This is a genomic window from Lactococcus garvieae, from assembly GCF_016027715.1.
In the GTDB taxonomy this organism is placed as follows: Bacteria; Bacillota; Bacilli; order Lactobacillales; family Streptococcaceae; genus Lactococcus; species Lactococcus garvieae_A.
In genome coordinates this window covers 48594-72234 of record NZ_CP065691.1, presented here as the reverse complement: position 1 = coordinate 72234, position 23641 = coordinate 48594, and the positions used below count along the sequence as shown (strand labels likewise).

The window sequence follows — 23641 nt, the reverse complement described above, 5'->3', positions numbered from 1 at the left end:
CTTTATCATACCTCAAATTTCACTTATTATCAAATGCTTTTTAAGCTTTTAGCTTCCCATCATCAAACATATTTACAACAAATGTAACCACACATAATAACAAGACCAAAAAGAAGACATTATGCAATGCACCGAGCACTATTTGTTCTAACTGTCCATGGATTTTTTCAGGAATAACGACATTTGAAGCTGTACTGATAAATTCATTGACATTGGTAAAATTCACTTCTGGAAATTTACTCAGTCCTGAGTTGATACCTAGAGAGAAAGCTAAGCCTAAAATGCCCGTCATCATCGCTTGGCCCAAGGTTCTTCCGAGGACGATGAGAGAGCTGGCTTGTCCTACCATTTCAGCAGGAACCATTTTTTGTGCCAAAAGTGTCGTAGTTGAAAGAATAACACCCATAACACTTCCTGTGAAAGCAGAAATAACATAGAAACCTTCAATAGGAAAAGTCACACTAGATATTACCAAAGGAATATATACAAGAACGAGAAGACCTACCAAAACAGTGTATAGTCGTTTGGGAGCGAAATGTCGCAAGAGGAAACCCACAAAAAAGCTTGTAATCATCCAAAATAATGATGTAGGCGTTAAGGCAAGCCCAGCAACAAAGGCAGGTACACGGTAAATAGCTTGGAGCCATATTGGGAAATAGATATTAAAAGCAATTAAACAGCCACTTAACAACATTGAAATAAGGATTTGAACGGTAAACGTACGATTTTTAAACATTTCTAAATTAAAAAGAGGGTCAGCAGCTTTCTTTTCCGTACGAAGGAAAACGGTACTTGCAGCAATAATCAAGAATAAGAGGAGAGCTTCCATCATCCAATTGATCACAGTGGCGGACATCTCTTGAAACATCAGTAGTAAAGAAACGAGTAAAACAGACAGTGAGGCAATACCGAGCCAGTCCATCGGTTGCTTTGCTGTTTTTGCGTGCACATCTTTATAGCCAAAGACCGTCAGTAAAATGGTAATCAAACCTAAAGGAACATTGATAAAGAAGACCCAATGCCAGCCAAGCGTATCGACAATCCACCCCCCTAAGAGTGGCCCGACTAGGGCAGATATGGCCCAAGCTGTATTATTAAGTGCCATAATTTTTGCACGTTCTTCAAAGTCAAACAAGTCGGCAATGATAGTAAAAGTTAGAGGCATGACTGCTCCTGCACCTATACCCTGAACTGCCCGAAAAACTATCAATATAAACATATTTGGTGCAAAACCACAAAGTACAGACCCAATTACAAAAGAAACAAGTCCAAAAATAAAGATATTCTTTCGTCCAAAATTATCTGCGAGCTTTCCATAGATAGGCGTTGCAATAGCGGAGATAAGCAAATAAATAGCGAAGACCCAGCTTTGCAGCTCTAGCCCTTTCAGCTGAGAAATAATCGTCGGCATGGCTGTCGTGACAATGGTTACCTCAACAGATGTCATAAATGTCGCAATAAAAATAGCTATAACAATAGCCAAATGCTCTTTCTTTTTCATATATCCTCCTGTATCCTTTATCATAATATCCTTTTCATTTTATCACAGATTTTTAAGAAAGTTACTAAAAGTAAGATTTCTCTAGATCAGGAGACATGAATTTATCAAAAAAGAACTGATAGCCATCAGTCCTTTTTTTATTTTATTCGGGAAGTTCGATATCAAATTCCACACGAAGTTTCAATATTCGGTTGCCATCTACTTCTAGACTGGTAAGAGAGAAGTGATCTTCTTCCTTATCAATTTTACACATAACTTGCTGCCCTTTTTCAGGGATCTGGCCCGTTTCGGAAAGGAAGAAGCCAGCCATGGTATCTACATCATTATTTATGAGATGCGTACCAAATTCATCATTGAAATCGTTGATGGTCATTTTACCTTGGATAACATACATGTTTTCGCTAAGCTTGTGAACTTCCGCTTCGGCGATGTCTTTTTCGTCTTCAATCTCACCGACAATTTCTTCGATTAAGTCCTCGAGGGTAACAATCCCTTCGACTCCACCGTACTCATTTAACAAAATAGCCATTTGATTTTGGGAGTTACGCATCTGTAGCATCAAGTCGTCTACGAATACCGTTTCTGGTACAAACAAAGGTTCTTGGAGCATTTCACGGAAGTCAATATTGTCAAAGCCATCCGCAAAACCACGCGCCAAAATACGTTTAGTATGAATAATCCCTAAGATATTGTCTTTGTCATCATCGTATACAGGTACACGTGAATAAGACTCACTCAGCATTTTCTCGATATTTTCTCGTGGATTATCATTAATATCAATCATGAAAGCATCTGTACGAGGAACCATAATTTCACGTGCAACAAGCTCATCAAGACTGAAAACCCCGGTAATCATCTCACGTTCTGAATCATCCAAAGCGGTTTCGTCTGTGTGAACAAGATACTCGATTTCATCACGTGTCATATCGTCGTCACTGCTATCAAATTTGATAGGGAAAACTCTCGCCAAGCCATTGATAGTAATTGTCAAAAGCCAAATGAAGGGCTTCAATACAACACCGACAGCCATCAATGGTCGAACCATCTTCAAAGCAGCCTTTTCTTTAAGGGCTTGAGCAATACGTTTAGGGAAAAGTTCCCCAAAGACAATCGTAAAGAAAGTCAAAATAACCAAGATAATGATTTTACTCAATGTTTGTGCAAAACTTGTATCCCCAAACAAGGGTGCCAGTTGAGCAGCTAAAGTATCCGCTAAACTTGCCCCAGCCACGATATTCAGGAAGGTTATTCCGACTTGAACTGTTGACAAGAAATGTGTGGGGTTATCAATTACACCAAGTAAGTATTGATAACTTTCATCGCCTTCGCTCGCCTTTTGTTCTACACGTGAACGTGATAAAGAAACGAGTGCCATCTCACTTGCTGAGAAAAATGCATTCAAAGCTGTAAGAAAAACAAGTAATAAAATCTGTAAAATTACCGAGGTGCTCTCGGGGTCAGGGTGTGCCATTTTTACTCCTATTTTTTAGTAATTATGAGAACTATTATATCATAGTTTAATCATTTTGAAATAATTTTTTCTTTTGTTGTTCACGATGGTTGTTCCATAAGCCTCCAAGAAATTTCATAAGTTCTTTGACGAGCGAATAAACGGGGACAGCAACAATCATCCCTAGAATCCCATAGAGGCTACCAGATACTAACATGAGAATCATAACCGTTACGGGGTGAACTTTGACCGCATTCCCCACAATTTTGGGATAAACAAGATTTCCGTCAATTTGTTGAAGAATCAACACATAAGCTACTGCTAATACTGCTGTCCAGGGCTGTGTGAATGCTAAAGTGAAGATGACAGGTAAAACACCAATATATGGGCCCGCATAGGGAATCAAGTTTGTAATCGCTGAGAAGCTTGCGAACAAGAAAGCGTAAGGAATCCCAAAAATCATGTAGCCCACAAAGACAAAGATAAAGACCAAAAGCGAATCCAATGCAACACCCGAAATATAACGCGAAATTGTTGCATTCATCTTTTCTAAAAGTTCAACGAAACCAAGTGGATCTTCTCTAAAAATTGTACGTTTCAAAGAAGGCAACAACTTTTCACCATCTTTAAGCATATAATAAAGCAGGATAGGTACTAAAATAGCCACCATGACTACTGATGAAATAATACTTACGATACTTCCTAGACTGCCCGTTAGATTTTTAAGAAGATTATTCAAAATGTCTGTATAAGACAGGTTGATATTACTAATCATACCATTCACATCCAGCTGATGGTAAAAAGTAGAAAAGCGTGGGTCATTTTGTAAAGATTCAATCCAGTCACGAAACTCTGGAAAGGCTTTTGTACTTGCATTAATCAAGCTGGTCAGCTGTGAAACAATATTCGGTATAATTGAAGCGATGCTCCATATCACAATACCAAATAAGCTGATTAAAACAATCAAGATTGCAAAAAAACGTTTGACCTTCCAGCGTGTTTCTATAAAAGTAACTACTGGCTTAAAAATATAATAAAGGAATCCAGCTATAATAAAGGGAATGAAGAGTAAAGCCAATAGTGTCTTGACAGGTTGGAAAAGGAAGTCCAGTTGCATAAGCATAAAAATAAGCAACGCCACTGCTAAAAATTCAATTGTCCAGAAAAATAGTTTGCTATTTTTAAACATAATATCCTACTAAGGGCTCAAAGAAGCCCTTTCTTTTTTTTTAACGCTATTTATATTATAATTGAAATAAGATTTTTACGCAAATTCAAGATTTTGGGAGAAAATTTATGCAAATTAAGCAAACCCGTGATACCATGTCTGAAATTTACTGTGACGCGCTGCGCATTCGTAATACAGTTTTTGTTAAGGAACAAGGTGTTCCTTTTGAACTTGAAGTTGGAAGCCCGATCGATGAGGCACACTCGGTGCATTTTGTCGGTTATGAAAACGGCGAGGCTCTGGCCACTGTACGCCTGTTGGTGGACTCTGACGACAAGACCAAAGCTGTTGTTCAGCGTATGGCTGTCTTAAAAGAAGTGCGTGGCAAGGGCTATGCAAATCTCCTGATGCAAAGTCTGCTTGACTTTGCACAGGGCGCAGGCATTACCCTTCTTACCCTCCATGCGCAGCTGAGTGCCAAAGGTCTCTATGATAAGTTTGGCTTTGAAGCGCAAGGTGAAGTTTTTGAAGAAGCAGGGATTGATCATATCACAATGATTTATGATAAACTTGCTTAAAAAAAATAAGCGTTCTCCTATTCACCGTGAGAGAACGCTTTCTTTATTTATTTGTATTATAGGGTTAATTTCTTAAATTAAACTAAAACTCCTTGGGCTAACCTAGGAGTTTTTTGACTCTCATTTTTAATTCAGGAATTACTTCCAGTTCAAACCAGGGGTTCTTACGTAACCAAATATTATTACGTGGCGAAGGATGTACAAGAGGAAAATATCGAGGTAAGTATTTTCGAAAATCATGAATAATATCTGTCGTCCGTATATTTTTCGGCAAGTCTAAATAGTAAGGTATAGCATAAGAACCAATCAGAAGAATCAGTTCAAGTTCTGGCATTTCCTCAATCAATAACTTATGCCATTTTTCAGCAAAATCTTTACGTGGCGGCAGATCCCCTGATTTTCCTTTACCTGGAAAATAAAAATCCATAGGTAAAATCGCCAGTTTCTTGGAGCTGTAAAATTCCTCATAAGAAATCCCCATCCAATCACGGAGTCTTTCCCCTGAGGGATCATTCCAAAAAAGACGACTTTCTTGCGCACGCAGACCGGGTGCCTGCCCTACGATAAGGATTTTTGCCTCTTTATGTACAGAATAAAGGGGATCAATACCTTTTGCCGTATAGCTTTCATTTTGCGGGTCATCTTTTATGGCTTGAAAAATTTCTGGCAGCTTATCCATTTTTATCCTTCTTTCAAAGGGAGTAGAGCATCTGCTAAGCGGGCAAATTCAGGGATTGAAAGTGCCTCCGCCCGTATCGTTGGTGATATTTCAGCTTCAGCCAAAAGTTCCGTAATTTGTGGTTTCTTGTCTTTACCAAAAGCAGACTGCAAATTGTTCATCAAGGTCTTGCGGCGGTGTACAAACGTGCTGTGCATTGTTTTGAAGAAGAAATCTTCATCTTTGACAGCAACCAACGGTTGCTCACGTCGTGTCATTTTCAAGATGGCTGAGTCAACATTCGGCGCAGGTACAAAAACAGTACGAGGAACGGTAAAGGCAACCTGTGCTTCCATATAGTATTGAACCGCAATCGAAAGTGAACCATAAGCTTTAGTGCTTGGCTTAGCCGCAATACGATCGGCAACTTCTTTTTGCATCATTACCACAAATTCTGTAAAAGGAATTTTAGATTCAATCAAGTGCATCAAAATCGGTGTTGTGATGTAATAAGGAAGATTAGCAACTACCTTAATCGGTAAGTTGGGATTTTTGAAATTCTTAATATGCTCATGCATATCTACTTTCAAGACATCTGCATTCACCAGCTGAAAATTATCATAAGGGGCCAAAGTTTCTTCTAAGATGGGAATCAAGGTCTTGTCAATTTCAAAAGCCATGACTTCCGCTGCCTCTTCAAGTAAATACTGGGTCAGGGAACCAATACCTGGTCCAATCTCAATCACATTTACTTGGTCTGAGAGTTCTGCTGTTGCGGTAATTTTGGTTAAAATATTATGGTCTGTCAGAAAGTTTTGACCAAATTTTTTCTTAAAGTTAAAGTCGTGCCGACGCAGAATATCCTGCGTACGGATCACATTTGAAATACGATCGATGTTTGAAATTGTCATAGCTTTATTATAACACAACCCATAACACGATATTCAGTAATTATGACCTGATGAAGTGAAAATAAAATTTTTTCACTGAGTAAGACATAAGACTCTAGCAAAGTCTCCTTGGGATTTTGTGTCTGTGCGTTCACGTCTCATGGTGTTAGGAGAGTGAATATTATAAAAAAACTTTGTTTTTCACTTATAAAAGAATAAGTAAAAAACAAAGTTTAGTTTTACGATCTTAAACCTCGTCCACGTTCAATGAAATAATAACATACCGCATAAAGGACAATCACAAAGCCTAAAAGGACGAGTAAACTAATCCATAGCGCAACATCCTGAATGCCCAAGAAACCATAGCGGAAGCCTGAAATCATATAAACAATCGGATTCACTTTCGAAATGTCTTGCCAAATAGGAGGCAGCATGGAAATAGCATAGAATACTCCACCGAGATAAGTTAAAGGCTGTAAAACAAAGGTAGGGACAATCGATACATCATCGAATGATCTTGCAAATACACCATTCAGCAAACCAGCCAATGAAAAAAGGAAGGCAGTGAGGAGCAAAGTAACAATAATAACAATCCAAGAATTCACCACCAAGGGTACAAAAAGGAGGGAAATAATCGTAACTAAAGTCCCCACAAAAATCCCACGCAAACTACCACCCGCCACAAAGCCTAAAATAATCACATGAGTCGGTACTGGTGCAACCAGCAGTTCCTCGATATTTTTTTGGAATTTTTGTGAAAAGAAACTTGATGAAACATTCGCATATGAGCTCGTGATGACGGACATCATAATCAAACCAGGGACAATAAATTGCATATATGAAAAACCATGCATATCTCCGATACGTGAGCCAATCATCTTCCCAAAGATGATGAAATAGAGCGTTGTTGTGATCACAGGTGGTACCAAAGTCTGCACCCAAATACGCATGAAGCGTGTGACCTCTTTGATAGCAAGGGATTTACCTGCTGTCCAGTAGAGTTTAAACATTTTCTTTCTCCTCTTCATGGGTAAGCTTAACAAAAAGTTCTTCTAGACGATTGGATTTATTACGCATAGAAAGAACTTGAACACCCTGTTCTGTCAGTTGTTCAAAAGCTGCATTTATACCTTGATTGCGTTGGATTTTCAATTCCAGCGTTTGTGAATCAACCAAGTTCATTTCATAGCCTTTAAGCTGCGGTATAGCACCATTTGTCTTGATGTCCAATATAAAAGTCTCTGATTGTAATTTTGACAAGAGATTTTTCATGCTGGTATCTTCAATGACTTGTCCGGACTGGATAATACCGATATTTCGACAAAGCATCTCGGCTTCTTCTAGATAGTGTGTGGTTAGGATAATCGTTGTGCCTGAAGCGTTCAACTGCGCAAGAAATTCCCACATTGAACGACGGACATCAATATCCACACCAGCTGTCGGCTCATCTAAAATCAAGAGTTTTGGTTCATGCATGAGCGCACGCGCAATCATCAAGCGGCGTTTCATCCCACCTGAAAGACGTCCCGCGCGGTCATTCCGTTTATCCCAGAGTTCTAACTGTGTCAGGTATTTTTCTGAACGGATAAGTGCTTCTTTGCGTGGAACCCCATAATATCCTGCTTGGTTCACCAAGATTTGTTGCACAGTTTCAAACTGATTGAAGTTGAATTCTTGAGGTACAAGTCCAAGTTGTTGCTTGGCTTGGACCAGATTTTTATCGATATCATAGTCGAAAACTTTAACCGTTCCCGAAGTTTTATTGACCAGCGAGGTAATAATTCCAATAGTTGTAGATTTCCCAGCTCCATTTGGGCCAAGTAAGGCATAAAAATCACCTTCTTCAACGACTAAATCAATTCCTTTAAGTGCTTCTGTACCTGAGTCATAGACTTTTTTTAAATTTTTTATTTCAAGTGCTTTTTTCATTTATAGCCCTTCATTGCTTCTTTTATTTGTTCTAATCGGATTCCAAACATATTGAGTCTTTTTAATATTTGCTTTCCATTTGCATAGCCTATTCGGAGTTCTTCACAGAGATATTCACGCCGTTGTCGGCTATCCGGCCGAAGAATCAAACCATATGTGATGAGGTCTGCTTGAGTCACTGTAGGCAAGATACCCTTACCTCCCGTCAAATCCCCTAAAGCTTTTTGCAGGTCTTCGTGCTTGGCGTGTTCTACGCCGAGAGAGCCTTTTCCTTTCGGACGCGCTTCTTCTCGTTTGAGGAAAGCGTGCTGTGCCTCAGGGATAGCTTGCATGATGATTTTACGGATACGTTCACCTTGAAAGTCTGGGTCTGTAAAAACAACAATTCCACGTTTTTCTTGAAGAACCTTCAAACGCTCAATGTCTGTGTTGTCAATACTGCTTCCACCCGTTTCATAGGTGTCTACGTCATAAAAACGTTTAAGGTTAGTCGTATCATCGCGTCCTTCGACAACAATGACCTTATCTATTTTTTCTTTTATCATGATAAACCAAATACCCTCAAAGCGTTTGCATAAGTTTGCTCTGCTACTTCTTCCAAGGATATACCACGTAACTCCGCTATTTTTTCTGCAGTAAAACGGGTGTAACCCGGTTGGTTTTCTCTCCCACGATAAGGCATCGGTGCGAGATAAGGAGCGTCTGTTTCCACAAGAATCTTATCCAGTGGCAGCTTCATAGCCGCTTCTTGCACATCTAAGGCTTTTTTAAAAGTTACTACCCCTGAAAAAGAAATCATCAGTCCAAGCTCCATGAACTTTTGAGCATCCTCATAACTACCAGAAAAACTATGCATAACCCCACCGCGAGGTCCCACACCTTCTGATTTTATAATCTCATAAGTATCTTCCAAAGCATCACGAGTATGCACGACAAATGGAACATCCGCCTCCTTTGAAATCTGAATCTGACGGCGGAAGCTTTTTTCTTGGAGCTCCTTAGTTTCCACCATCCAATGATAGTCTAAACCAATCTCTCCGACAGCCAACACTTTCTCTTTTTTCAGATTTTCTCGTAAGTAGGCTTCAGCTTCTTGATTAAAACCCCCACATTCATCAGGGTGCCAGCCAATCGTTGCATAGCACTCGGCGAATTCTGAAGCAAGCTTCAGCGCCCAATCATTGGTTTTTCGGTCAACTCCGACAATATTCATGCGATTGACGCCCAAGTCATGTGCTTGAGCAACAATCTCTTTTTCTCTACCAATAAACTCATCTGAGTTCAGGTGCGTGTGCGTATCAAAAATATCCATTCTTATATTATAACGCAAAACAAAGCAAATTTTCTCTTAGAAAAACCGCTGCACTCAAAAGTATATTTCCCTCTTCTTGATATTTTCTACATGGAGATCCCTTTGCTTTTACATTCTACAAAAAAGCAAAGCAAAAAGCACCCTGCAGCTGGTGCTTATAATAATTGCATTGGATTTTAGATTGCACTGCGCAGGCGTGCGCCACCATTTTCTAAAATACGTACTGTACGTGGTAAGAATGCACGGATTTCCTCTTCATTATATCCTACATGTAGACGTTTTTCATCCATAATAATCGGACGTCGCATGATTTGCGGGTTTTCTGAAATGATTTTGATTGCTGCTGAAAGTGATAAATCTTCAAAATCAACGCCTAAGGTCTTAACAAAACGATTGCGGCTCGAAATAAGTCCTTCAACACCTTCGTCGCATTTCTCAAGAATACGGCTAATTTCTTCTGTTGAAAGTGGGTCGCCAATGAGGTTACGTTCTTGAAATGGTATATTGTGATAAGTAAGCCAAGTTTTAGCTTTTTTACAACTTGTACAAGATGGGGCCGTATAAATAGTAAGCATCCCTCTCTCCTTTATATTAATGTGTCAATATGGAAAAATCCATGATTTATATTTATAATACCTAGCGGCATTAGCATTTGCTATTATAGCACAATTGGGAGACAAAAAAAAGACCCTTTTCTTTTTTTATTCTAAAAAATCTGTCATATTGGACAGATTTTTAGAAAGGACTTAAATGTTGTAGTACTGGCGTTTTAGCATAGATGGATAAACATTTTTAGCTTTTTCCAGTTCCTTTTTCTTAGCTTCAATATCCTCTGTAATTTCGACCGAAAAATTTTCAAAAATGGGACGGGCATCTTTGAAAATATAACCCCCATTTTTCAAGTCTTGTTCGTCTTCAAAAACAGCTAAATGCTGGGATAAATTTTTGAAAAAGGTACTCAAGAAATAGGCTGGAATGTACAGATTATACATTGAAGTGTAATTTTTCAAAAAATTATAATCATAAAAAGGAACCTTCACATCACTTCTTGGATTCATGATGGCTTCATCATCACCAATAATCGGACGGTTCAAAATCTCGATAATCTTTTGGTTTAAGGTATTACGAACCTCAATCTCACGCAAGAGCTTTTCTATCGCTAAACGTTTTTTATAACGGTTTTCATCATAACGTTTATAGATATACATCCCCGCAATAAAGAGCCAAGCTCCTGCAATCATAGCAATAATCATAGAAATAATAAGTTCTGAATTCATACTATTATTATAACAAAATGACTAGTTTTTTAAAACATATTTCTTTATTAATTTTTAGTCTTTTAGGCAGTGATTTCGATACGGTTGCCCTCAGGATCGAGAATGATCGCCTCGTAATAGCCATCTCCAGTTCTTCTTGGACCCGAGAGGACCTCAAACCCATTCTTCGAAAAGGTTTCAGCTTTTCCATCAACCTCACGCTCATCTCCTACTTGTACCGCAAGGTGAGCAAAGCCTAAAGCTTCAACAGGTAACTCCTGAATATCGTCACGATGCATGAGCTCGACACGTGCGCCCTCAGCAAAACTCATAAAATAAGAAGTAAATCCTGTTTTAACATTATGATATTTTGGTCCAGCCTCAGCTCCAAAATATGTTTCATAAAAGTTCTTCATCACTTCAAGGTCTTTCACCCAGATACCGATATGTTCAATTTTCATCTTTTTGCCTCCTGTCTTCATTATAATATATTATCTCGTGTGATTCTGTTACAGAATTTGGAACATTTTTCTTTTTGAGCCCTTCTTTTTATTGTAGGCATGATGAATGGAAGGCCGTACTTATTTTTTGACCTTTTTTGACCTTTGATTTATAATAGAATAAAACATTGAAAAAGGAGATTTATCTATGGGATATTTAGTACCTACTGTCATCGAACAATCAAGCCGTGGTGAACGTGCCTATGACATCTACAGCCGTCTATTAAAAGACCGTATCATCATGTTGACTGGTGAGGTTGAGGATGGTATGGCCAACTCAATCATCGCGCAACTCCTCTTCTTGGATGCCCAAGACAGCACAAAAGACATTTACCTCTACATCAACACACCTGGTGGTTCTGTTTCTGCTGGTCTTGCGATTGTTGATACAATGAACTTCATCAAATCTGATGTTCAAACAATCGTTATGGGTATCGCCGCATCTATGGGTACAATCATTGCATCAAGTGGTACAAAAGGTAAACGTTTCATGTTACCACATGCTGAATATATGATTCACCAACCTATGGGTGGCACTGGTGGTGGTACACAACAAACAGATATGGCTATCGCTGCTGAACACCTGCTCAAAACACGTCGTACTTTAGAAAAAATCTTGGCTGAAAACTCTGGTCAAACACTGGAAAAAGTACATGACGATGCGGAACGTGACAACTGGTTGACTGCTCAAGAAACACTTGACTATGGTTTCATTGATGAAATCATGGAAGCAAATAGCTTGAAATAATGTAGGAAAATATAAAAACTCCTAAGGTTAGCTTTTAAACTAACTTAGGAGTTTTTTAATTTCCATCAAGTAGTAGATTTTCCATGCGTCTTTTTGTTATCATAGGTTAACACAACTTAGGGTATTATTTGCTATATTTATAAAGGTAACATAATACAACATGCGAAAGCAGATTTTTATTACTCAACCCTAAACTGCGCCTTACCAACGTAGTTTTTTGTTCTTATTATTTAAAAACAAGCTGCTATTCCTAATTTTGGAAATGAAGATTGAATTAGGGAGCGTTAAGTACTACTATGCTCTCCATTTCTACATAAGCTTCCTTCAAAGTTAGATACTTTGTTTTACAATCTTATTGGAGAAAGCCTTGTATTTTTTGCTCATTAAAACCTATTAATGAATATTTGTTGGAAAGAATGATAGGATCCTGAAGTAACTCGGGATGTCGCTCTAAAAAGGATAGACCATCGCTAAAGCGTAAACAACTCAACTTATTTTTCTTTTTTTGCGCGAAAAAGGAAAATTTGTTTGTCTTATTGAGAATATCTGGTATATCTAATTCTGAAAGATAAATAAGTTGAAATATTTCTCGGTGAGTAATAGTGCTAATTTTTCTTAGCTGTATAGTACAATTATGACTCTTCAACCACTTTATCGCTTGTAAAGATACTTCAGAATTATCCCTATAATAAACCATTATAGTTCTCATATTACCCCACCTCTTAATTTATTTTAATACTCTTTTCTAGAAAAGGCATTGCCTCTTCTATTCTGTCAAAAACTCTCCATAAAATTTGAGTTTTTTGTAGAGAACATGGGACATTATATTACCTCAAAGAAACGTTTACTCGCTTTTATGTTAATAAAAAATGTCTTTATGATTACTTTTGAATTGAGGATTTACAAAAATATTTTTTCATAATATAATAAATACTATAAAAAGAATATTATAGTGTATTTTAACGAAAATATGCACTAATTATTCACTTTGTATCAAAAAAACTCAAATTTTATTGATAAACATTCTATTCACTACAAAGATATAAATTTAAGAAAAAAAGACCGAGGAGATATTCGTCCTCGGTTTTTTCTTTTATCTATTGTTAATCCATATTATTATTAAATAGATTTTCTTTCCAAATTATGGACATTTAAAGAAGTTATCAGTGAACACTTTAATTATTTTTGAAAATAAGTTTATCACTCTTCTTGTTTCATGCTTTTCATGATGCTATTAAGCTGAGTTAACTGCGTAATCAAAGAATTATAATTAATTTCTTCACTTTGTTTTGCAAGCTCTTGACCAACCTCCATAGAAATGGCCGGAAGTTTTATTTTGAGTCTTTTTCCATCTTCGGTTAAAAACAACTTGACAATACGCTCATCTGAGCTGGAGCGTTTTTTGACAAGATACCCTTTTTGTTCCAGTTTCTTTAATAAAGGACTCAAGGTACCCGAATCTAAATACAACTCCTCGCCTAACTCATTTACAGTCATACCCTCCTCTAATGCGAGTAAGGTAATAAAGCTTGTATATGTTAAATCATACTTTTTCAGATACGGCTTGTACTGTTTTATAATTTCTTTGGAAGCAATATATAATTGAAAGCAAAGTTCCTTGTTTAAAATTGAATTACTCATAATGTCCTCCCAAACATTTTTATTATAACTGATTTCATATATTTGTCAAACGCAACTATATTTAGTACAATTAAATTGTACACAATCTAAAATAGAAAGAGGTAACGAAATGCAAAAAATATTTTCAACTAAAATGATCAATACAGGAGGGCGTAATGGTGAGGTACACTCTCCCGATAACAGCTTTAAGCTAGATATCGCGGCGCCAGGAAGTAAAGCTGTAGATGCGACAAATCCAGAACAGCTATTTGCCGCAGGTTATAGTGCCTGTTTTAACAGTGCTTTAGACTATGTAAAGAAATCTAAAAATGTTGAAGGAGAATCTATCATCGAGGTAACTGTTTCTCTTTATAACTTAAGTCAAGGAGCCGTTCCCGATGTGGTTCTAGGTGTGGATATCGTAGGACATATTGAAGGTGTGAGCTTTGAGGAAGCAAAAGAATTACTAGAGCTGGCTCATGAAACCTGTCCGTACTCTCGTGCTACAAGAGGTAATATCGAAGTTACAATCGATATATTCTAAAACGAAAAAAAACCTCCAAACGTTAGATTTTAGACTAACTTTTGGAAGTCACTACACTTAGCACATAAGTGGTCTTTTGGATTAAATACAGCTATCCAACTTCAAACGATTACATAGACTTGTTTACAGCAAGTCTTTTTTCTTTAAATTAAATCTATTATAATACGTCTATAAGTTATTTTTTACTTCTACTCCCACTAGCTCTACTCACTATTTTAAATCTTTGTATGTCATTTTTTCTTAATTTTTAATTTCATTTATTAAATTAACCATTTCAATCGCGCCAGTAGCTACCTCGAATCCTTTATTTCCAGCTTTCGTTCCTGCACGTTCAATTCCTTGCTCTATATTTTCTGTTGTTAATACACCAAACATAACGGGGATATCATTGTTTAATGAAACATGGGCAATTCCTTTAGAAACTTCACTACATACGTAATCATAATGAGAAGTCGATCCTCTAATGACTGTTCCTAAGCATATAATTGAATCATACTTGCCTAAGTTAGCCATCTTTTGTGCAATCAGAGGGATTTCAAAGGCTCCAGGCACCCAGGCTATATCAATTTGTTCATCTTCTACACCATGACGTTTAAGAGCGTCTAATGCTCCCTCTAAAAGTTTTGAATTTATAAACTCATTGAATCGCGCAACAACAATTCCATATTTCGCATTTTTATTTACTAATTTTCCTTCATATTTAACCATTTTTATTTCCTCTTATTCTTCTTTTTATATTTTATATGTGACTTACTTATAGGATAATAGATGTCCCATTTTATGCTGCTTTACTCTGAGATAGTTCTCATCATAAATATTTTCTTTTATCTGGATAGGGACTCTTTCAGTAATTTTTAGGCCATACTCAGATAAGTTATCAATCTTTATGGGATTGTTGGTTAATAATCGCAGAGAAGATGCTCCAATCATTTTTAACATCTGTGCCCCAATATAATATTCTCTTTCGTCTTCTTTGAAACCTAGAGCCAAATTTGCCTCTATAGTATCGAGACCTTGGTCTTGTAAACTATAAGCACGTAGCTTATTTATTAAGCCTATTCCACGACCTTCTTGGCGAAGATAAAGTAAAATGCCTCGTTTCTCAGCACTAATCTGCTTTAAAGCTTCATCTAATTGTTCTCCGCAATCACATTTCATCGAACCAAAAGTATCACCAGTCAAGCACTCTGAATGGACTCGACAAAGCACATCCTTCCCATCTCCGATTTCTCCTTTCACAAGAGCGACATGATGCTCTCCGTTTAATTTATTTACGAAACCTAATATATCGAACTCTCCATACTTTGTGGGAAGTTTAGCTTTTGTGACAAGTTCCACAAGTTCTTCGTTTTTCTTTCGGTATTCTTGAAGGGAATTTATGGTTATATATTTCAATCCCCATTCTTTGGCCTTTTCATGGAGTTCTTTCTGTGTCATCATGCTACCATCTTCGGACATAATTTCAACACAAACTCCCACTTCTTTAAGATTGGCAATTTTCATTAAGTCCACAGTAGCTTCGGTATGGCCATTCCGTTCCAGTATTCCATTTTTTTTGGCAATTAAAGGAAAAACATGACCCGGTCTTCTAAAATCACTTGGGCTGGCATTTTCATCTATTAATTTCCGGATAGTTAATCCTCTTTCTACAGCTGAAATACCTGTTGTCGTAGCAATATAGTCGACAGAAGCCGTAAATGCTGTCCCATGGTTATCTGAGTTATTTTCCACTATCGGAGCTAAATCCAAGCGTTTTGCATAACTTTCACTCATCGGTGTACATATTAAACCCTTAGCATGCGTTGCCATAAAATTAATATTTTCAGTAGTTGCAAATTCTGCAGCACAAATCAAATCCCCTTCATTTTCCCGATTTTCATCGTCAGAAACAATTATAAGCTCACCGTTCTTCAAGGCTTCCACTGCTTCATCAATTGAACTGTATTTAATCATTCTTCTCCCCTAAAAACCAAATTGTGTAAGTTTAGTTTTTGTCATCCTTTCATTTTTCGAGTTGTCATTGAAAATAAATTTTTCAATATATTTGGCAAATATATCACTTTCTAGATTTACTTTATCACCTATTTTTTTATCTTTAAAGATTGTATTGGAAATAGTGTGAGGTATCATTGAAACTTTAAAACTAGAAGGAGTCAAGCTTGCAATGGTAAGGCTGATACCATCTATTGCTATTGAACCCTTCTCCACAACGTAATCCATAATATTGTTCTGAGCTTCAATTGTATACCAAGTAGCATTGGCTTCTTTTTTTATCTTCGTTATCTTGCCCTCTCCATCAATATGACCCGAAACAACATGCCCCCCAAATCTTCCATTCATGGGCATCGCTCTCTCTAAATTGACTAAATTCCCCACCCTTAAACTGCCAAGGTTAGAACGCTTTAAACTCTCAGACATTATGTCTGCCGTAAATTGTGAATTTGTCAATGAACTGACGGTTAAACAAACTCCATTGGTCGATACACTATCCCCTAAAGCTAAATCATGAAATATTTTTTTGGCATTGATTGTTATCTTTGATGATTTAGCATGATGTGAAATACTCACTACCTTTCCCATCTCTTCAATAATACCTGTAAACATCAAACTTTCTCACTTTCTAATAAAATATCCTCTCCAAATTGAGTTATACTCGTTATTTTAAATTGAGTGGCTTGTTCAGGAAAAGTTATTCCTTCTCCTCCAACAGGAGTCTTAGCCGTACTGCCGCCAAATATTTTCGGTGCAATATAAGCCTGTATTTTATGGACAATTCCCTCTTCTAGAGCTGAGGCATTAAGACTCGCTCCTCCTTCCAAGATAATACTGTCTATCAACTCATCTCCAAGCTTCTTCATAAGTTCTTTTAGATTTAATCTTCCCTTCTTCTTAGAAACTGTTATGATTTTGCATCCTTTACTGATATAAGGCTGGTGTGCTTTTAGATCCTTAACAGAAGTCGCAATAATGGTCTGAAACTCGTGAGCTGTGGCTACAACTTCTGATTCAATAGGCGTCCTCAATCCCGTGTCGCAGATAATCCGGATAGGATTTTTCAAGCTTGTTCCCCTATTTGTAAGCTTGGGATTATCAGCTATTACGGTACCTACTCCTACCATTATTCCCATGAAACGCGCACGATCCATATGAACTTTCTCTCTTGCTTTTTCCCCTGTGATCCACTTGGATTTTCCCGCAACTGTCGAAATTTTCCCATCCAAAGTCATTGCATACTTCATCATAACGAAAGGCGTTTGGTGGGTTATAAAATGATAAAAAATTTGATTGATTTCTTTGCATTCTTTCTCTAGCACGGGGCCAATCACTTCTATGCCTGCTTTTTTTAGTTGAGAAAGACCTTTCCCCGAAACGAGGGGGTTAGGATCAAGAGAACCTATAATTACTCTTTTTATTTTGTTGTCTATTATTGCTTTGAAACAAGGAGGTTGTCTTCCTTGATGGGCACAAGGCTCTAAGGTCACATACATGTCTGCTCCCTGAGGTGATTCAATACATGAAGAGAGTGCAGACCTTTCAGCATGAGCTTGTCCGTACTGTTCGTGGTACCCTTCTCCAATAATCTTGTCATTTTTTACAATAATTGCTCCTACTTGAGGATTAGGGTTTACCATACCTCCTCCCTTTTTTGCTAACTCTAAAGCAAGCTTCATATAATATTCTTTATCTTTCACTACTGCCTCTTTCCAAAAAAATAACACCTGGAATAAACTCCCAGGTGTTTTAATAAAATTAATATATTTCCATATTTTGGTAGCATCAAAAGAGCTTAAAAATCCTAAAAAAAATGGAGTGAAATTGTCTTTCACTCCAGAATTAAAGGCTAAATAAGCATAATACTTCTAAAATATTATGGTTCTATATCTTCTCTCATCCAGACTATACTGTCGGCCTCGGAGTTTCACCGAATCCTGCTGCAAGCAGCTCGCGGGCTTTACCGCCGGTAGGGAATTTCGCCCTGCCCTGAAGATTTATTCAATTGTAAATTTATTGTAGCATTTATTTTTTTTTATTTCAATAATTAAAAATATAGTATGTCTATTAAAAATCATAATCATCATCAAGCATGGCTTCTGCATCTCCCATCAAGTATCCTGCCCCGACTTGAGAGAAAAAGTCATGATTTGCTGTTTCAATTGATATTCCATTCATAACGATAGGATTCACATCACTAGGTAACACATCTTTATAGTAAGCATCAAAACCCATATTTTGTAATGCTTTATTTGCATTGTATTTAACAAAAGTCATGACATCATCATCTAAGTTAATTTTTCCATAAAGCTGCTTTGTATATTCAAATTCATTTTCCATTAGTATATCTAAAAAGTTGTACATCCAGATCTTGAACGCTTCTTGTTCTTCTAGGTTTAACTCAGCAAAATCCTGTCGAAATTTATAACCGAGGTAAGTACCATGTACAGATTCATCTCGAATAACGAGTTTTATTAGCTCCGCTAAATTTGAAAGTTTATTAGAACCTCTGTACCATAGTGGCGTAAAGAAATTACTATAATAAAGAATTCCTTCAAGAAATACACTCGCTACTTTAACTTCTAGAGGTGTACCATTTTGGTATACTTCATTTATTTTTTCAGCTTTAAATTGCATATAGGGATCGTTATTCATCCAATCATATATTTCGTCAATTTCTTTAAAAGTATTTAGAGAGATTAGAATAGTACCATAAGTCTTGGCATGGATGGATTCCATAAATGTAAAGTCACTTAATACAGCTAACTCTTTTTGTGTTCTAGCATTTTTCTTGATGGCATATATTCCCTCTTCTGACTGAAGAGTATCAAGTAGGGCTAACCCTCCAACTGCCTTTTTTACTACTTCTTGCTCTACTGGAGATAAGCTCTTCCAGTCCAACAAATCACTAGATACAGGAACGCGCGTATCAAGCCAAAATTGAGCTGTTGCCTTATCCCAAACATATTCATCAAATTCGTCTTCTACAGTCTGCCAATTCATTGTTTTATATAACATATTATAACCCCTTCCTAAAAATCATAGTCATCGTCTGACATCACTTTTTCTAATTCTACTTGTTTTACTTGCTTTACATTTTGCGGAGTTAGATCATGTTTTCTTATTCTATTCAATACTGGATAAATATTTTTCAAGGTAGATTCTGACACTGAAAAGTGTTCCTCTATTCCTAAGCTACTTAAAACAGTATTTGCTTCATTTTTAATTAAATTAATAGCTATGTTTTTTAAATAATTATTAAGGCCAGTAATTGAAATCAGTTCTATTTCTTGATTGACTGTTAAAATAGTTTGTTCCAGAGCCCATTTCCTAAAATGAGCCGCATCTGCTTCACTAGCTGTTTCCAGTAAAAGTGTAATTTTATGTGTCAAGTAAATACAGTGAAGTGATTCATTTAAGATAATCATTTTAATCATCTCACCTAAATTAACAAACTTTTTTTCAACCCAAAAAGACAATAAGTTTGCTAACTGACTATAAACTAAAATACCTTCCACACATAGGGCTGAAAACCTTTTTTTAATTGGATCATTTGTCCGATATACAGCTTCAACCGTCTCAAGTCTCTTTTGTACTTTTTCATTGTTATCTACCCATGTGAATAATTCATCCACCTGTTTTTGATTGTTATTAAAGACTCTGAGAACCTTGTTATATGCTTTTGTATTTACCATTTCAGTAAACTGAATATTATTAAAAATTGCTACCTCTTGCTGTGAGCGCGCACTATTACGGATTACTTCACATACTTCTATAGACTGAAACGTGGACAAATTAGTTAAAAGAATCAATGATTTATTAAGTAAATTTTGTTCTTCTGTACTTAAATTGTTCCATTTTTCTTTATCATTCTCTATTGGAATACGCGTATCTAACCAAAAGAGAGAGGTCGCTCTTTCCCAAGTTGCATTATCTAACTCGTCTTCAATTTCATTCCAGTTAATTGCTTTATAATATAAATATTTCTTACTCATTTTTTCTCCTTAAATCATACATGATTCACAGTTATTTACACTTTCAAATTCATCATCTTCTGTATATGTTCTAATATAATAAAGAGATTTTATTCCTTGCTTCCAAGCATAATTTCGCAATCTGTTTAAATCTCTCGTTGTTAAATTATTATTACCTTCTTTTTTCCATTCATAGAGGCCTTCCGGAAGCTTGGAGCGCATAAACAGGGTTAAACTCATTCCTTGATCAATGTGTTTTTGAGCAGTAGCATAAACATTAATTATTTCACGTTGATCGATATCATAAGCAGTTTTATAGTAAGGAATTGTTTCATTCGAGAGGTAGGGTGCTGGATAAAAAATTGACCCAACTTTTTTTTCTTGTCTATTTTCTACAAGTTGAGTAATGGGATGAAGTGAGGCACTTGTTTCATTGATGTAGGATATAGAACCATTAGGAGCCACTGCTAAGCGATTACGGTGATAAAGGCCATATTTCAAAATGTCTTCCTTTAACTTTTTCCAATCTTCTACGGTAGGCATGCTAATCTCACGAAAAATATCTGCTACCTTAGTTGACGAAAATTCAAATTCTTTTTCTATATAAGGGTCAAAATAGCTGCCATCCGCATACTTAGATTCTTCAAACTCGAAGAACTTCTCATTTTTCTCTTTAGCAATATTATTACTTGCCTTTAAAGAATAATAGTTCAGAGCTAAAAAGTAAGCATCGGTAAATTCTAATGATTCTGGTGAACCATAGGTAATGTGGTTTATAGCTAAAGCTGTATGTAGCCCCATAGCACCCAGTCCAATAGTATGGTAAAGCTTGTTACCTTTGTGTACGGTTGGCACTTCATCAATTGAAACTGTATCCGTCACTGTGGTAAGGGCCCGGACAGCTAAATCGACAGATGCTCCAAAATCTTCAGATTGAAGCATGTTTACGATATTTGTAGATCCCAAATTACAGCTTATATCTGTTCCGACTTCCTTGTAGCTTAAATCATCTTTCAGGACGGAGGGGGTTTGCGGTTGGAGGATTTCGGAACACAAGTTACTCATAATAATTTTACCCTTAACTGGGTTATTATCATTTGCACGATCAATATTTAGAATATAGGGATATCCTGATTCTTGTTGCAATCTTGAAATTTCCTGTTCCAGTTCCCGAGCATTTATTTTAATCTTTTCTATTTTAGGGTTTGAAACTAAATTATCATATTCTGAAGTTATATCAACATAGGAAAATGGTTTTCCAAACTCTTTTTCTACATGGTAAGGATTAAATAGATACATTGGCTGATTCGTTTTTATTAGTTCATAATATTTGTCTGGAACTACTAAACCTAAAGAAAGAGTTTTTACGCGTATTTTCTCGTCAGCATTTTCTTTTTTTGTAGAAAGAAATGCTAGAATATCTGGGTGAAAAACATTTAGATAAACAACACCTGCGCCATTACGTTGCCCCATTTGGTTGCTGTAACTAAATGAATCTTCCAAAAGCTTCATCACGGGAAGCACACCAGAAGATGTGTTCACAATATTTTTAATAGGGGAACCTGTTGATCTTAAGTTTGAGAGATTGACCCCTACTCCTCCTCCGAGTCGTGACAATTGTAAAGAAGAGTTTATTCCCCTTCCAATCGATAGCATTGTGTCATCTAAGTCAATCAGGAAACACGACACCATTTCCCCTCGATGTTTCTTTCCTGCATTTAAAAAAGTGGGAGTAGCAGGCTGATATCTTTGGAGCATTAATTCTTCTAATAAACTGGTCGCAAGTGCTTTATTTCCATTGCCAAGATACAATGCATTCCATGTGACTCTGTCTTCAAAAGTTTCTAAATAATACTTTTTATCATTTGTTTTCATCGAATACTGATTATAAAACTTATAGGCCGCCATGAAACTTCTGAACTCAAATTTATAAGACTGAGCTTTCGTGAACATCTCGATAATAAAGTTCGCCCCAGTTTGTTCATCATCAGTATACAAATCCACAAGTTCTTTTTCAATGTAGTCATTGCTTATAAGATAAGATAGTTTTTCTGAATTATCTTGGAAATAAACCATTTCTTTTTTTATTTTCTTTAAAAATAAATCTAATGCTTGTGAATCATAGTGCAAAGGAATTTCACCATTTACTGGGATATTTACCATATTATTCAAGATAAAATAATCTTGCTTTGTATCTACTTCTACCATTTTTTACCAACTCCTTGCTATTAAAGATTAACTTTTTCTATGATGTTTTTGGCTATGCGTTCAACATCCTCCTCTGTACCTCTTAGTTCAAAAGTATCTAAAAGTGGAAAACCAAATTCATCTGAATATTGTAGAGCAGTTAAACAAAACTGTTTATTAAAGTTTTTATTACCAGAACCAATAATCCCTAAACATTTTTTATAATTATCGTTTGAACTTAAAAAATCTTTAAGGGGTGTAGTTAAAATTTCCTTATATCCATTGTCTATACCATTTCCTCCCTCAAGATAGGAAGGAAGAAATGCTACATATGAGTCCTGCATTTCAGGGAAGCCACTACCTTCTTTGTGTAAGTTTTTAACATTTATTTTTTTCGTGTATTTTCCATATATTTTTTCTATATGATTAGCAAGTTGATTGATAAAATATTCTGTATTACCACTTAAACTAATATATACTATATTAATTGTTTGCATCTTTTCTCCTTTTCAACTACAATATATAGTGTTCAATTCCAAAGCAACAACTATATATTGTGTTTATATTATATAAATAAAAAAATAAAAAAAAAATGACCAGCGTCAATTTTTATATATATTAGGAAAGAAAAAAATTATGGCAGAATATTTATGTATAAACAAAGTCCCCTTATTCAATCATTTAACTTATAAAGACCAATTTTTAATTCATAATTTATTTAAACATAAACAATTTAGGAAAGGGGATATCGTATTTTCTCCTGAAAGTGAAAAAGAACTTTATATTGTTGCCTCAGGTCAAATGAAAGTTTATACTCTTTCTTCAACAGGCCGAGAGGAAATTCTAAGAATTGTTGAAGCGGGAGGATATGAAGGTGAAAAAAATTTATTAGGTTTACCAAATGATAGTTATTATGGTGAAGCAATAAATAACACAAAAATTTGTTGCTTATTAAAAGCTGACTTTGATTATTTAAGTCAAACATATCCTAAGATAATTAATAAGCTACTCTACTTAAATACTAAGAAACTTATGGAATTGGAAAGACACACACATATTTTAAGTATGGAGCATATTGATAAAAGACTAGCATTTTATTTAATCGAGCTCACCCGAATACAAAAAAGTAAAAATAAAATAAAAATCCCTATTCCTCTCTATGAGTTGGCAAGTTTATTGGGAACGCGTGCTGAAACTCTTTCTAGAAAACTAAAATATTTTGAAAGTAATAACTTAATAAAGCGTACTGGTAAAGATATTCACATTATATCTATTGAAAATCTTCAGAAAGTAATTTATTAAATAAAATCGTTAAAAGTAGAATTGAATTAAAA

Annotated in this window: 26 protein-coding genes and 1 riboswitch; of the genes, 4 read left to right on the top strand and 22 right to left on the bottom strand. The window is 36.0% G+C overall.

Annotation, left to right across the window (positions count from 1 at the left end; all coding sequences use genetic code 11):
- Window positions 1-40 precede the first annotated feature (40 nt).
- From I6G50_RS00540 to I6G50_RS00530, 3 genes are all read right to left on the bottom strand, one after another.
- A complete protein-coding gene (locus tag I6G50_RS00540) occupies window positions 41-1501 on the bottom strand; it encodes a DHA2 family efflux MFS transporter permease subunit (RefSeq protein WP_197908855.1) in 1461 nt (486 codons plus the stop codon).
- Between the two features lie 142 nt (window positions 1502-1643).
- Window positions 1644-2972: a hemolysin family protein gene (locus I6G50_RS00535; protein WP_003135117.1), complete on the bottom strand. Its 1329-nt coding sequence runs from the start codon at window positions 2970-2972 to the stop codon at window positions 1644-1646.
- A 46-nt stretch (window positions 2973-3018) separates the two neighbouring features.
- Window positions 3019-4140, bottom strand: coding sequence for an AI-2E family transporter (locus I6G50_RS00530; protein WP_003135118.1), 1122 nt, complete (start codon window positions 4138-4140; stop codon window positions 3019-3021).
- Window positions 4141-4247: 107 nt separating this feature from the next.
- Between I6G50_RS00530 and I6G50_RS00525 the strand changes: the two genes are divergently transcribed.
- Window positions 4248-4697 (top strand): GNAT family N-acetyltransferase, encoded by a 450-nt coding sequence (locus tag I6G50_RS00525; RefSeq protein ID WP_197908854.1) that lies wholly within the window; start codon window positions 4248-4250, stop codon window positions 4695-4697.
- 97 nt (window positions 4698-4794) lie between these two features.
- On the opposite strand, the gene I6G50_RS00520 is transcribed toward I6G50_RS00525, so the two are convergent.
- The 9 genes from I6G50_RS00520 to I6G50_RS00480 form a co-directional block, all read right to left on the bottom strand.
- Window positions 4795-5376, bottom strand: coding sequence for a uracil-DNA glycosylase family protein (locus I6G50_RS00520; RefSeq protein ID WP_197908853.1), 582 nt, complete (start codon window positions 5374-5376; stop codon window positions 4795-4797).
- A gap of 2 nt (window positions 5377-5378) precedes the next feature.
- A complete protein-coding gene (gene rsmA, locus I6G50_RS00515) occupies window positions 5379-6266 on the bottom strand; it encodes a 16S rRNA (adenine(1518)-N(6)/adenine(1519)-N(6))-dimethyltransferase RsmA (protein ID WP_081165148.1) in 888 nt (295 codons plus the stop codon).
- 218 nt (window positions 6267-6484) lie between these two features.
- On the bottom strand, window positions 6485-7255 hold the full coding sequence (locus I6G50_RS00510) for an ABC transporter permease (protein WP_003135123.1): 771 nt from the start codon (window positions 7253-7255) through the stop codon (window positions 6485-6487).
- Window positions 7248-8174: an ABC transporter ATP-binding protein gene (locus I6G50_RS00505; protein WP_197908852.1), complete on the bottom strand. Its 927-nt coding sequence runs from the start codon at window positions 8172-8174 to the stop codon at window positions 7248-7250. Before I6G50_RS00505 ends, I6G50_RS00510 begins: the two co-directional genes overlap by 8 nt.
- Window positions 8171-8722, bottom strand: a complete 552-nt coding sequence (gene rnmV, locus I6G50_RS00500; protein ID WP_197909388.1) for a ribonuclease M5 — start codon at window positions 8720-8722, stop codon at window positions 8171-8173. The genes I6G50_RS00505 and rnmV overlap by 4 nt, the downstream gene beginning before the upstream one ends.
- The gene (locus I6G50_RS00495) at window positions 8716-9486 is read right to left on the bottom strand and encodes a TatD family hydrolase (protein ID WP_003135129.1); all 771 of its coding nucleotides are present in this window, start codon (window positions 9484-9486) and stop codon (window positions 8716-8718) included. The genes rnmV and I6G50_RS00495 overlap by 7 nt, the downstream gene beginning before the upstream one ends.
- A gap of 176 nt (window positions 9487-9662) precedes the next feature.
- Complete coding sequence (gene spx / locus I6G50_RS00490) at window positions 9663-10061, bottom strand: transcriptional regulator Spx (RefSeq protein WP_003135131.1); 399 nt, start codon at window positions 10059-10061, stop codon at window positions 9663-9665.
- Between the two features lie 171 nt (window positions 10062-10232).
- Window positions 10233-10763, bottom strand: coding sequence for a hypothetical protein (locus I6G50_RS00485; protein WP_197908851.1), 531 nt, complete (start codon window positions 10761-10763; stop codon window positions 10233-10235).
- Window positions 10764-10825: 62 nt separating this feature from the next.
- Entirely contained in the window at window positions 10826-11203 is a 378-nt protein-coding gene (locus I6G50_RS00480) for a VOC family protein (RefSeq protein WP_197908850.1), read from the bottom strand.
- 187 nt (window positions 11204-11390) lie between these two features.
- On the opposite strand from I6G50_RS00480, the gene I6G50_RS00475 reads away from it, so the two are divergent.
- Window positions 11391-11990 (top strand): ATP-dependent Clp protease proteolytic subunit, encoded by a 600-nt coding sequence (locus I6G50_RS00475; RefSeq protein ID WP_003135136.1) that lies wholly within the window; start codon window positions 11391-11393, stop codon window positions 11988-11990.
- A 352-nt stretch (window positions 11991-12342) separates the two neighbouring features.
- Here the strand turns inward: I6G50_RS00475 and I6G50_RS00470 are convergent, their stop codons facing one another.
- On the bottom strand, window positions 12343-12699 hold the full coding sequence (locus I6G50_RS00470; RefSeq protein WP_042753119.1) for an ArsC/Spx/MgsR family protein: 357 nt from the start codon (window positions 12697-12699) through the stop codon (window positions 12343-12345).
- 491 nt (window positions 12700-13190) lie between these two features.
- Window positions 13191-13631: a MarR family winged helix-turn-helix transcriptional regulator gene (locus tag I6G50_RS00465; RefSeq protein ID WP_003135138.1), complete on the bottom strand. Its 441-nt coding sequence runs from the start codon at window positions 13629-13631 to the stop codon at window positions 13191-13193.
- Window positions 13632-13740: 109 nt separating this feature from the next.
- Here I6G50_RS00465 and I6G50_RS00460 point away from each other — a divergent pair, with 109 nt between their 5' ends.
- On the top strand, window positions 13741-14154 hold the full coding sequence (locus tag I6G50_RS00460; protein WP_081165165.1) for an organic hydroperoxide resistance protein: 414 nt from the start codon (window positions 13741-13743) through the stop codon (window positions 14152-14154).
- Window positions 14155-14394: 240 nt separating this feature from the next.
- On the opposite strand, the gene ribE (I6G50_RS00455) is transcribed toward I6G50_RS00460, so the two are convergent.
- From ribE (I6G50_RS00455) to nrdI, 8 genes are all read right to left on the bottom strand, one after another.
- Window positions 14395-14862 carry a 6,7-dimethyl-8-ribityllumazine synthase gene (ribE, locus tag I6G50_RS00455; RefSeq protein ID WP_197908849.1) on the bottom strand — a complete coding sequence of 156 codons (468 nt, stop codon included), beginning with the start codon at window positions 14860-14862 and terminating at the stop codon, window positions 14395-14397.
- Between the two features lie 42 nt (window positions 14863-14904).
- Complete coding sequence (locus I6G50_RS00450) at window positions 14905-16107, bottom strand: bifunctional 3,4-dihydroxy-2-butanone-4-phosphate synthase/GTP cyclohydrolase II (RefSeq protein ID WP_197908848.1); 1203 nt, start codon at window positions 16105-16107, stop codon at window positions 14905-14907.
- 9 nt (window positions 16108-16116) lie between these two features.
- On the bottom strand, window positions 16117-16758 hold the full coding sequence (gene ribE, locus I6G50_RS00445) for a riboflavin synthase (RefSeq protein ID WP_003135142.1): 642 nt from the start codon (window positions 16756-16758) through the stop codon (window positions 16117-16119).
- Window positions 16758-17825, bottom strand: coding sequence for a bifunctional diaminohydroxyphosphoribosylaminopyrimidine deaminase/5-amino-6-(5-phosphoribosylamino)uracil reductase RibD (gene ribD, locus I6G50_RS00440; RefSeq protein ID WP_420028276.1), 1068 nt, complete (start codon window positions 17823-17825; stop codon window positions 16758-16760). The genes ribE (I6G50_RS00445) and ribD overlap by 1 nt, the downstream gene beginning before the upstream one ends.
- A 205-nt stretch (window positions 17826-18030) precedes the next feature.
- Window positions 18031-18147, bottom strand: a riboswitch (FMN riboswitch).
- Window positions 18148-18213: 66 nt separating this feature from the next.
- Window positions 18214-19164, bottom strand: a complete 951-nt coding sequence (gene nrdF, locus I6G50_RS00435) for a class 1b ribonucleoside-diphosphate reductase subunit beta (protein WP_003135144.1) — start codon at window positions 19162-19164, stop codon at window positions 18214-18216.
- A gap of 14 nt (window positions 19165-19178) precedes the next feature.
- A complete protein-coding gene (locus I6G50_RS00430; RefSeq protein WP_197908847.1) occupies window positions 19179-20141 on the bottom strand; it encodes a ribonucleotide-diphosphate reductase subunit beta in 963 nt (320 codons plus the stop codon).
- 9 nt (window positions 20142-20150) lie between these two features.
- Complete coding sequence (nrdE, locus tag I6G50_RS00425; RefSeq protein ID WP_197908846.1) at window positions 20151-22328, bottom strand: class 1b ribonucleoside-diphosphate reductase subunit alpha; 2178 nt, start codon at window positions 22326-22328, stop codon at window positions 20151-20153.
- Window positions 22329-22348: 20 nt separating this feature from the next.
- Complete coding sequence (gene nrdI / locus I6G50_RS00420; protein WP_197908845.1) at window positions 22349-22804, bottom strand: class Ib ribonucleoside-diphosphate reductase assembly flavoprotein NrdI; 456 nt, start codon at window positions 22802-22804, stop codon at window positions 22349-22351.
- Window positions 22805-22943: 139 nt separating this feature from the next.
- On the opposite strand from nrdI, the gene I6G50_RS00415 reads away from it, so the two are divergent.
- Window positions 22944-23609 (top strand): Crp/Fnr family transcriptional regulator, encoded by a 666-nt coding sequence (locus I6G50_RS00415; protein WP_197908844.1) that lies wholly within the window; start codon window positions 22944-22946, stop codon window positions 23607-23609.
- The last annotated feature ends 32 nt before the right edge of the window (window positions 23610-23641 follow it).

Bases quoted from the DNA above. Each gene is read 5' to 3' on its own strand.
- I6G50_RS00540 (WP_197908855.1), bottom strand. From the start codon at position 1,501: ATGAAAAAGAAAGAGCATTTGGCTATTGTTATAGCTATTTTTATTGCG.
- I6G50_RS00535 (WP_003135117.1), bottom strand. From the start codon at position 2,972: ATGGCACACCCTGACCCCGAGAGCACCTCGGTAATTTTACAGATTTTA.
- I6G50_RS00530 (WP_003135118.1), bottom strand. From the start codon at position 4,140: ATGTTTAAAAATAGCAAACTATTTTTCTGGACAATTGAATTTTTAGCA.
- I6G50_RS00525 (WP_197908854.1), top strand. From the start codon at position 4,248: ATGCAAATTAAGCAAACCCGTGATACCATGTCTGAAATTTACTGTGAC.
- I6G50_RS00520 (WP_197908853.1), bottom strand. From the start codon at position 5,376: ATGGATAAGCTGCCAGAAATTTTTCAAGCCATAAAAGATGACCCGCAA.
- rsmA (WP_081165148.1), bottom strand. From the start codon at position 6,266: ATGACAATTTCAAACATCGATCGTATTTCAAATGTGATCCGTACGCAG.
- I6G50_RS00510 (WP_003135123.1), bottom strand. From the start codon at position 7,255: ATGTTTAAACTCTACTGGACAGCAGGTAAATCCCTTGCTATCAAAGAG.
- I6G50_RS00505 (WP_197908852.1), bottom strand. From the start codon at position 8,174: ATGAAAAAAGCACTTGAAATAAAAAATTTAAAAAAAGTCTATGACTCA.
- I6G50_RS00495 (WP_003135129.1), bottom strand. From the start codon at position 9,486: ATGGATATTTTTGATACGCACACGCACCTGAACTCAGATGAGTTTATT.
- spx (WP_003135131.1), bottom strand. From the start codon at position 10,061: ATGCTTACTATTTATACGGCCCCATCTTGTACAAGTTGTAAAAAAGCT.
- I6G50_RS00485 (WP_197908851.1), bottom strand. From the start codon at position 10,763: ATGAATTCAGAACTTATTATTTCTATGATTATTGCTATGATTGCAGGA.
- I6G50_RS00480 (WP_197908850.1), bottom strand. From the start codon at position 11,203: ATGAAAATTGAACATATCGGTATCTGGGTGAAAGACCTTGAAGTGATG.
- I6G50_RS00475 (WP_003135136.1), top strand. From the start codon at position 11,391: ATGGGATATTTAGTACCTACTGTCATCGAACAATCAAGCCGTGGTGAA.
- I6G50_RS00470 (WP_042753119.1), bottom strand. From the start codon at position 12,699: ATGAGAACTATAATGGTTTATTATAGGGATAATTCTGAAGTATCTTTA.
- I6G50_RS00465 (WP_003135138.1), bottom strand. From the start codon at position 13,631: ATGAGTAATTCAATTTTAAACAAGGAACTTTGCTTTCAATTATATATT.
- I6G50_RS00460 (WP_081165165.1), top strand. From the start codon at position 13,741: ATGCAAAAAATATTTTCAACTAAAATGATCAATACAGGAGGGCGTAAT.
- ribE (WP_197908849.1), bottom strand. From the start codon at position 14,862: ATGGTTAAATATGAAGGAAAATTAGTAAATAAAAATGCGAAATATGGA.
- I6G50_RS00450 (WP_197908848.1), bottom strand. From the start codon at position 16,107: ATGATTAAATACAGTTCAATTGATGAAGCAGTGGAAGCCTTGAAGAAC.
- ribE (WP_003135142.1), bottom strand. From the start codon at position 16,758: ATGTTTACAGGTATTATTGAAGAGATGGGAAAGGTAGTGAGTATTTCA.
- ribD (WP_420028276.1), bottom strand. From the start codon at position 17,825: ATGAAGCTTGCTTTAGAGTTAGCAAAAAAGGGAGGAGGTATGGTAAAC.
- nrdF (WP_003135144.1), bottom strand. From the start codon at position 19,164: ATGTTATATAAAACAATGAATTGGCAGACTGTAGAAGACGAATTTGAT.
- I6G50_RS00430 (WP_197908847.1), bottom strand. From the start codon at position 20,141: ATGAGTAAGAAATATTTATATTATAAAGCAATTAACTGGAATGAAATT.
- nrdE (WP_197908846.1), bottom strand. From the start codon at position 22,328: ATGGTAGAAGTAGATACAAAGCAAGATTATTTTATCTTGAATAATATG.
- nrdI (WP_197908845.1), bottom strand. From the start codon at position 22,804: ATGCAAACAATTAATATAGTATATATTAGTTTAAGTGGTAATACAGAA.
- I6G50_RS00415 (WP_197908844.1), top strand. From the start codon at position 22,944: ATGGCAGAATATTTATGTATAAACAAAGTCCCCTTATTCAATCATTTA.